The organism is Candidatus Poribacteria bacterium, assembly GCA_009839745.1.
Lineage (GTDB): Bacteria > Poribacteria > WGA-4E > WGA-4E > WGA-3G > WGA-3G.
Genome location: VXPE01000014.1, coordinates 1 through 2,581, shown reverse-complemented (window position 1 = coordinate 2,581; position 2,581 = coordinate 1). Strand labels below are relative to the sequence as shown.

Genomic DNA, 2,581 nt, shown 5'->3' with positions numbered 1-2,581 from the left:
CCGCCCTTATAGGGCTTGGATTTTTTTCTTGAAAATGCTGCTATAGACATGCCGTCCCTACGGGACTGAATATCTATACACATTCTATCGTAATACTTACAATCCGCCCTTATAGGGCTTGGATTTTTTTCTTGAAAATGCTGCTATAGACATGCCGTCCCTACGGGACTGAATATCTATACACATTCTATCGTAATACTTACAATTAACAACATAATCCTGTAGTCAGGCGAGGTTCGGAAACCTCGCCTATCCATTTTAAAGGGAAATTGCCCTACAGTTTATCGAATGCGTAGAGTTCACGGGCATTGTCCGCTAATATCTTGCGACGCAGTTCCGGTTTCAGGAAACTGGGCAACGCACGGGCGGGAGAATCGAAATCCCAATGCGGATAATCTGTGGCGAACATGAGCTTATCGTCCATGTCCATCTGCTCAAGCATTTGCTCGAAATACTCGCGTTTCGGTGGCTCTTCCATGGGTTGTGTGCTGAGCCAGAAATGATCTCGGATGTATTCCGAGGGTTTCCGTTTAAGGTCTGGTACTTCCACGCGTAATTTCTCCCATGTGGCATCCAGTCGCCAGATAAGCGGTGGGAGCCATGCGAATCCACCTTCAATGAGGACGATCTTGAGCGTCGGGAAACGCTCAAACACGCCTTCCATGACGAAACTGATGACTTGGGTATGAAAGGCTTGTGGCATACCGCCATGGTCTTCAATGTAATAGGAGGGCCACCCGGCACCTGTAATGGGACCCTGATTGCCTCCGAAGTGGATAGCGATGGGTAAGTCATACTCACAGGCGGCTTCATACATTTTCCAGTATCTTCGATTTCCAAGCGGGTCTCTCGTCCGTGCGAGGAGCAAGAGCTGAACAAACGCTGGGTTGGGACCGCAGCGATGGACCTCCTCAGCCGCAAGATCTCCATCCTCATAAGGCGGGACAATAGAGGCGCGTAGGCGTGGGTCAACTTCCACCCAATCGGCGGCCTGCCAATCGTTGACTGCCCGTGCAAGTGCAGCACCCAATTCAAGATTCAACTGTTCACCCACAGGCATAAGCGGGGTAAGCACGCCATACTCAATATCGAATGCGTCCAACAATTGCTCCTGCATGAACCCCAAATCTGCACCCGGAGCGAGTCCTGAGGGGGGCCAGGCATCCCGCCGTGCGGCATTCAGGAGTGCCCGCGGATAGTAGCCGCCGATGCGGCCGCGGAGCCCGAAAGTCTTGTAGTGCTCCTGCCAGCGTTCAGATAGGTAAGGAGACAATCCGCCGGGGGGAACAGAATTGTGGATGTCGCAATCAATAACTGACTTTGCAATATGGGCTTGCGAGCTGCGCCCTACATTAGAACGTTTCGTCGTTGTGTTTTCCATTGCGTTTTTCTCCAAAAGACTCAGCGATACGGGCGAGGGGGCCTCGCCCCTACAGTTGATAAAAGGCCCGGGCGTTCTCGTGTAGAATTTTACGAGCGAGTGTGCCCGGTAGTTCTGTCGGGAAAGCATCGTTAGGCGTGTTGAACTGCCAATGCGGATAATCGGTTGAAAACATTAACATCTCATCGGATTCCAATTGCCCGATAATCTGAAGAAGTTGTTTCGGTGTCGGTGGTGCATCAATCGGTTGTAAAGTAAACCGTATGTGCTTACGCATGTATTCGGAGGGCGGACGTTTCACCCACGGTGTATTGTGTCGGAGTCCTCGCCACTCTTTATCAATCCGCCACATAACAGCGGGAAGCCACGTAAAACCACTTTCAATCAGAACGACACGCAGGTCTGGGAACTGGTCGAAAACGCCTTCCGCAACGAGGCTAATCACCTGGGCTTGGAAGACCTGTGTCATCCCGCTATATTCCTCTATAAATGTAGAGGGCCAACCGGTCGCAGAGGGTTGGGTGCCCGGAGCACCACCGTAATTGATGCCGATAGCGAGATTCTTTCGGACTGCGGCTTCGTGAATCGGATTGTAAATGCGGTTACCGTAAGGGGTACGTGAACGCACAGGGAGAACCACTTGGACGAACCCCGGATGCTCACCGACTCGCTCAATCTCCTTCGCAGCCAAGTCTGGAAATTCGCTCGGAATCACAAGAGACCCACGGAGGCGAGGTTCGGGATCAAGCCAATGTTCTATCTGCCAATCGTTTACCGCCTGTGCGACGGCTGCAGCGAGGTCGGGTTGGTGAATGCTTTGCACGCGATAGGCACAGTTGAGAATACCGTATTCGAGATTCCAAGCATCGAGCAGGTGTTCGCGAACATGTTCGAGATCCATATCCCACGGAGACGGTGCATCGGGATGCGTCGTTAGCGGTGCCTGACGCGGATAGTCATTTGCATCGGGACCTCTAAAGCCGGAAGTGCTACAATAGTCGACCCAAAAATCAGACATGTAAGGGAAAAGTGCTTGTAAGGTTGGGACTTCGTTATGGATGTCGCAGTCAATCGCCTTGACCCCTGCTTGGACGAAATTCGGGGTATCCTTACTTTCCATCTGCGTCTCCTCAATTTGACAAACAATGGGGCGTACTGGATTTGAACCAGTGACTTCTACCGTGTGAAGGTAGCGCTCGT

At 51.8% G+C, this 2,581-nt stretch carries 2 protein-coding genes; both read right to left on the bottom strand.

Going from position 1 to position 2,581, the window contains the following annotated elements:
• Nucleotides 1–274: 274 nt before the first annotated feature.
• Nucleotides 275–1,381, bottom strand: a complete 1,107-nt coding sequence (locus tag F4X88_02220; GenBank protein MYA55086.1) for an amidohydrolase — start codon at nt 1,379–1,381, stop codon at nt 275–277.
• 49 nt (nt 1,382–1,430) lie between these two features.
• On the bottom strand, nt 1,431–2,501 hold the full coding sequence (locus F4X88_02215; GenBank protein ID MYA55085.1) for an amidohydrolase: 1,071 nt from the start codon (nt 2,499–2,501) through the stop codon (nt 1,431–1,433).
• Nucleotides 2,502–2,581: the final 80 nt, after the last annotated feature.